Source organism: Bradyrhizobium sp., assembly GCF_049512235.1.
Taxonomy (GTDB): domain Bacteria; phylum Pseudomonadota; class Alphaproteobacteria; order Rhizobiales; family Xanthobacteraceae; genus Bradyrhizobium.
In genome coordinates, this window is the sequence record NZ_JBEKXH010000746.1 from 1 (window position 1) to 5,243 (window position 5,243).

Below are 5,243 nucleotides of genomic sequence, written 5' to 3' on the forward strand. Positions count from 1 at the left end.
GTGCTCTTCGAGGACATGATGTATTTTCCAAATTATGGAAGAAATTCTTTGCCCGCAATCTTCTGGAATTTGGAAGATATCAAAGAGTCGGTTAAAGGAAGCCCCGGTCCGTGCGTCAAATCGAGCTGGCCGATAGTGGGGCAGCCGTGCGCCCGGCGGAAAATCCGGCCCTCGCGTCGGCACCGCACCGTCCGCAGCCTCTGGCCGCGTGCAATGTCTAAGGAGTGTTGGCTGAAATCAGCCAACATCCCCGTCATGATGCCTTTGGCCAAATACCGCACCGCCGCCGCGACTGTGCCGGTCTGGGCGGTGCCGAGATTGCCGGCACGCCGGAGGCGCGCAAATTTCATGAAGCGTGATTTCTGGCGGTCGTCGGATCATCCAGCGACGCTGGCGATCCGTTCAATCACTTCTCCAGCACGCGAGAAAGGTACTGCCGTTGCACCAACTTGCAGCAGATTTAGATCGACCGCCGACCAATCATCCTCATCATCGTATACGATACGTTGAATGATGTTCGGGTTACCGGTCGCTTTGACGTCAAGGTTCGCGACGACGCGGGCATTGATTGACGAAGGATCGTTAGAGACAGGATCGATTATCAGCTTCCGTTCACCATCCAAACTGACGATGTTCGCGAACCTATGTTGCTTGTTGCTATGACCGACAAAAAATCCACCATGGGCAACGCGAGCATCAAAGCGCTTTGAAAGGAAATCAGCGAGTAGTTGTTTAAAATCACGTGCGCGCTTCACCTTGCCATGGTCGAACATCCAGCGAGCAACCTCTTGCGATGCATTCGCTACCAGCAAGATCGCGAGCGGGGTCGCCTCCATCGACATTTGCGGCGTGTAGATGACACTCTCTCTAATCAATAGCCCTTGTTCTCGCACCAGATGCGCCAGCGCGCGATCATAATTCCTGACTTCGATCCCGCCCGCCAAAGCTTCGCCAAGCGCTCCACCCTCATCGGAGGCAACGATCGTCGCTCCGCTGCCACGCACCGTTACTCGAACTAAGCTGTTTGACGGATACATGCAGTGCGTTGTCGCGACGATGCCGTCTTCCACTCGCTTGACGCCAGCGAGTTCAAAAAGTCCGTGGCATGCACGCATCATAAGGTCTGGATTAGGTGTCATATCAGTAATCCTGGTCCTGGTAGACCCATCAGATGGCTGCCGGGAAGAGAATCAATATTTGTGTCGGTGCAAAACCAACGCAGAATTGCATCGAACGTTCGACCCGGCTGCATGTATGGCAGAGCATCGTGAAGCTTTGGAGGCTTGGTTACCCCCCGAAAGAAACGTTGGTTAATCGGCCATGAGTGATAATGAGGGCCGACGACGACCATTGGAACCCACCCATTGGTATAGCCGGTAATCGAATTTGGATGCGTCTCGTCGGTGTAATCGAGCCGACAAATAGGCCCATCCATCACGATTTGAAGCCTAAATTTCAGATCTTCCGAACGAGGAAACCCAATTACCCAAAGCTGCCCGATCAACTCACCGCCAACCTCTAAGGGATACTTCATGACGACTTCGTGCGGGCTGAAACCCTGTGCCCAAGTCGGGGTCGAGTCGTAACCCAGAATGCGCTTGTGAGCGGCCATATAGGCCGTGATCGCAGCGAGCATTTGCTCCCGTGTCGCCATGCGTCCCGTAGGTTGTGCCAACTTGCGTGCTTCCGCAATGGCAAAATACCTATCGAAGGTCTGGACCTGAGCGACCGTAAGAGGGTCTTACGCTAAGTTTGCGTGGTCAACGCCGCGCCCGACCATCAGCAGGATGCCGCCGACCTGGGGCAGCAGCGCCAGCAGGATCGGGCGCAGCATGCCGAAATCGTCGGCTGCGGGACGCACCAGTCCACCGGAAACCCAAGCCACGATCCGGGTCGCTGCCTCGGTCTGCGGGTCCGCTGTCCGTTCGACCGCCTCATGGCAACGTCGAGGGCCTGCCGGCGATCGGCCACGGCGGTTTCCCGTTCGCGGCAGAACTTGCCGACCCCGCCGGCACATTCCCGGGTCGCGGGCCGTGACGGCGTCGGCGAGGGCGGCATTGGCCAGCGTGACGACCGGCGTGACGCGTGACGCTCTGGCCAGCGTCACGTCACTGATGTTGAGGCTGGCAAAGCCGATGCCTGCCGTGGCTGCTAACGCAAATACCGTCGCCCAGATTATCCATGCGGCTAATGGCGTGCCAGGCTGACCAGCCTGCCAGCGCTGGACGGCACAGCGGAGGGCAGAGCGAGCGCGGCGATATCAGCGGCCACGCCAAGCCCCAGGAACAGCCAACCGGCGACGTCGCTCGACCCCAGCGACCGAGCGAACCAGCCGTTGATCGTGATGCCGACTACTCGCCTCAGACGGTTAGCCAAATCGGGAAAAAGTCCAAATGGATCAGTGCGCGGGATATGCCAGTTAGCCAAGCCAACGTGTTGATTTCATTGGGAAGTGGCAGAACCACACGACTTCACCGTCCGCATCAGCGCCGTTCGTCTTGCGTGCCATTCGTAAAGCTCACAGGCGCAACTCAATGTGCATCCTGCCCTGCCAGCCTGGCCACGCCCGACGCTGCCGCGTCCACCGCATCGCATTCCGCGTGTCTGACGATCGCGATACGCCCCTCATATGGAACGAGACGGCCGTGATTATAATCGATCAGAACCAACTCAAGAGTGACGAGTTTTCCGCCTTTTTTTCGAGTTTTTGGCGCGGCGCAGATGGTCGGCGATCCATTGCGCGGTGAGCCTGTCGAGTTCGTCTAGTTGCTCTCGGGAGTAATGTTCCGGGGCGTAGTCCATTTCGATCCAGGCGATCAGGTATTCCTCGATCCAGTCGCGACGGAAGTCGGGATATTGCTTCTCGATGTGCGCGACGGACTGATCGAGATCGAGCAGCTCTCCATCAGGCCAGATGAAGCGGCGTTGCGCGGCATCGAGGTGCACGTCCGCCATGAGATCACAGAGCACGTCGGCGAACTCGGCATATTGCTGGCCTTCGGGCGAACCCCTCCACTCCAGGAGCTCATCGAAGAAGGGATTGTTTGCGAAGATACTGTCTGCCGAATCTTTCGCGTTCTCTTTGCGCCAACTGCCCACGAGGTTGATCTCCTCAAGAGGTTCCGTACCGCCTGTCACCGCCGAATGCCTATCGCGTCGTCGCGCGATCGCTGCGTTGATATTGCCGCGCCGAAGCGTTCGCCGGCTGCGGTTTCCGGCCGGATTCGCCATCCGCGCAGCTCCCGATCATGAGCATCATCATGGTTAACGAATTATGAATCTTTGGTCCATAACAAGGGTCCCGGATCAACGCAACCATGGATCGGGCCATGTTGGATCGGGGACGGGCGCTTTCGCTGTGGGGCTTGTGGTGGAATGCAATCCAGCTGCTACGCCCGGCATTCTCGCGTCAGAGCACCTTCATGTGGTTCGTCACCGCCGTGGCCGGCATGATGGTGCGCGCCGACACGCTGGGCGTTACCAGCATCGTGCGCGCGCTCAATCTGAGAGACAAGCTCTATCACCGGCTGCTGGCCAACTTTCACAGCACCGGCGTCAAGCTCGATCGGCTCGCGGCGCTGTGGACGCAACTGGTATTGCGGTTGTTCACAAGGCCCGTGCGCGTCAACGGCCGGCTGGTCCTGGTCGGCGATGGCATCAAAGCCCCCAAGCGCGGCAGGAAAATGCCGGCCGTCAAGCTGTTGCATCAGCAATCGGAATCCAACACCAAGCCGGAATACATCATGGGACATTCCATGCAGGCCGTGGGTCTGCTGGTACACGCGGCCGCGAGCGTCTTCTCTGTACCGCTCGCGGCGCGTATCCACGAAGGCCTGGTATGGTCCAATCGCGACCGGCGCACCTTGCTCGACAAGATGCTCGGCCTGCTCGGTACCGTGGCGCTGAAAGCCCCGTTCTACTTTGTTGCCGATGCCTACTACGCCGCCGGCAAGATGGTGCGCGGCCTGCTCGGACAGGGCAACCATCTCCTGACCCGGGTTAAATCCAATGCGGTGGCCTACGCTCCCGCCGAAAGCAAGAAAGGCCGCAGGACGAGGGGGCGACCCAAGACCTATGGAAAGAAGATAAAGCTGAAGTCGCTGCTTGCGGATGTGAAATCCATGCAACATCTTGCTAGTCCGGTTTATGGAGAGCACAACGTCACGCTGCGTTATCGCGTCTGCGATCTGCTGTGGCGGCCGGCGGGACAACTGGTCCGTTTTGTGGTCGTCGTCCATCCCACCAGGGGATCTTGCATCCTGATGTGCACCGATACATCGCTGAGCGCCACCGACATCATCCGTCTCTACGGCCTGCGCTTCAAGATCGAGCACAGCTTCAAACAGGCCACGCGCCTGATCGGCTCCTTCGCCTATCATTTCTGGATGAAAGACATGGTCCCGTTGCGATACCGCAACGGCAATCAGTACCTCCATCGCAAGTCGGCCGACTACCGAGATCACATCAAACGCAAAATCAACGCCTACCATGTCTTCATCCAGGCCGGCGTCGTCGCCCAGGGATTGCTCCAATATCTCGCCGTCGCCTCTCCAAAGCTCGTTTGGGACTCGTTCGGCTCCTGGCTCCGAACCATTCGTCCCGGCATCCCGCCGTCGGAGTTCGTCGTCGCAAACGCCTTGCGCCAGACGCTTCCCGAATTTCTCGTGAGTTACTCTGAAGACGATTCTCTCGCGAAATTCATCGCCGATCGTCAGGATACCGCCAATATGCGGATATTCCGCCTAGCTTCGTGAGGAGAAAGAGGCACTCTTGAGTTATGTTCTTATGTCAATCGAAACCATGGGCGAAGCGTATCTGCTGAATTGGCGCCCCGTCCGCTTCACGCCCGTGGAACGATTTATTACCCCATGCAAGGGTTTTGACCCGGCTTTCCGTGCTGGAACGCCGGGTTTCTTTATTGGAAGCCCAGATTAAATTTCGCTCAGAACCCGCTGCAGAGCGACTTTTGCAGCCGCAATCACCTTGTCCTTCTCATGATCCGCCCCGCCCGAGGGCGTGAAGGGAAATTGAAGGTTGAGTGATGCTGTAGGACCCGGCGTCGGGGTCGGGGATTGATCGAAGGCGACCACGTTGGCAGTGCCGCCCATCAAGTCGATGCTTGCTACTTGAACCTTAAAGGTCATGGGGAATCTCCAGTTGTTGCGTGGCGGCACACAACTGCAGCGAGTCGCTATGGTTTGTAAAGTACACAATTCCCCGGTACCTGCCTCCATATTTCCGAA

Annotated in this window: 7 protein-coding genes; 1 reads left to right on the forward strand and 6 read right to left on the reverse strand. The window is 58.0% G+C overall.

Annotated features, from left to right (window positions below; genetic code table 11):
* Positions 1 to 32: 32 nt before the first annotated feature.
* The 5 genes from ABSG20_RS34760 to ABSG20_RS34780 form a co-directional block, all read right to left on the reverse strand.
* Positions 33 to 350: a hypothetical protein gene (locus ABSG20_RS34760; RefSeq protein WP_423868953.1), complete on the reverse strand. Its 318-nt coding sequence runs from the start codon at positions 348 to 350 to the stop codon at positions 33 to 35.
* Positions 351 to 377: 27 nt separating this feature from the next.
* Positions 378 to 1,139 carry a hypothetical protein gene (locus ABSG20_RS34765; RefSeq protein ID WP_423868954.1) on the reverse strand — a complete coding sequence of 254 codons (762 nt, stop codon included), beginning with the start codon at positions 1,137 to 1,139 and terminating at the stop codon, positions 378 to 380.
* Positions 1,136 to 1,636: a hypothetical protein gene (locus tag ABSG20_RS34770; protein ID WP_423868955.1), complete on the reverse strand. Its 501-nt coding sequence runs from the start codon at positions 1,634 to 1,636 to the stop codon at positions 1,136 to 1,138. The genes ABSG20_RS34765 and ABSG20_RS34770 overlap by 4 nt, the downstream gene beginning before the upstream one ends.
* A 105-nt stretch (positions 1,637 to 1,741) precedes the next feature.
* Complete coding sequence (locus tag ABSG20_RS34775; protein ID WP_423868956.1) at positions 1,742 to 2,107, reverse strand: hypothetical protein; 366 nt, start codon at positions 2,105 to 2,107, stop codon at positions 1,742 to 1,744.
* Between the two features lie 563 nt (positions 2,108 to 2,670).
* Entirely contained in the window at positions 2,671 to 3,231 is a 561-nt protein-coding gene (locus tag ABSG20_RS34780) for a hypothetical protein (RefSeq protein ID WP_423868957.1), read from the reverse strand.
* A gap of 98 nt (positions 3,232 to 3,329) precedes the next feature.
* On the opposite strand from ABSG20_RS34780, the gene ABSG20_RS34785 reads away from it, so the two are divergent.
* Complete coding sequence (locus ABSG20_RS34785) at positions 3,330 to 4,754, forward strand: transposase (protein WP_423868958.1); 1,425 nt, start codon at positions 3,330 to 3,332, stop codon at positions 4,752 to 4,754.
* Positions 4,755 to 4,931: 177 nt separating this feature from the next.
* Here ABSG20_RS34785 and ABSG20_RS34790 read toward each other — a convergent pair.
* Positions 4,932 to 5,243 (reverse strand): hypothetical protein (locus ABSG20_RS34790; protein WP_423868959.1); only part of this gene is annotated, 312 nt, incomplete at its 5' end.

What these genes read in the sequence shown, in the direction of transcription:
- ABSG20_RS34770 (WP_423868955.1), bottom strand. Translation starts at nt 1,636, where the DNA reads ATGCTCGCTGCGATCACGGCCTATATGGCCGCTCACAAGCGCATTCTG.
- ABSG20_RS34765 (WP_423868954.1), bottom strand. Translation starts at nt 1,139, where the DNA reads ATGACACCTAATCCAGACCTTATGATGCGTGCATGCCACGGACTTTTT.
- ABSG20_RS34785 (WP_423868958.1), top strand. Translation starts at nt 3,330, where the DNA reads ATGTTGGATCGGGGACGGGCGCTTTCGCTGTGGGGCTTGTGGTGGAAT.
- ABSG20_RS34760 (WP_423868953.1), bottom strand. Translation starts at nt 350, where the DNA reads ATGAAATTTGCGCGCCTCCGGCGTGCCGGCAATCTCGGCACCGCCCAG.
- ABSG20_RS34780 (WP_423868957.1), bottom strand. Translation starts at nt 3,231, where the DNA reads ATGGCGAATCCGGCCGGAAACCGCAGCCGGCGAACGCTTCGGCGCGGC.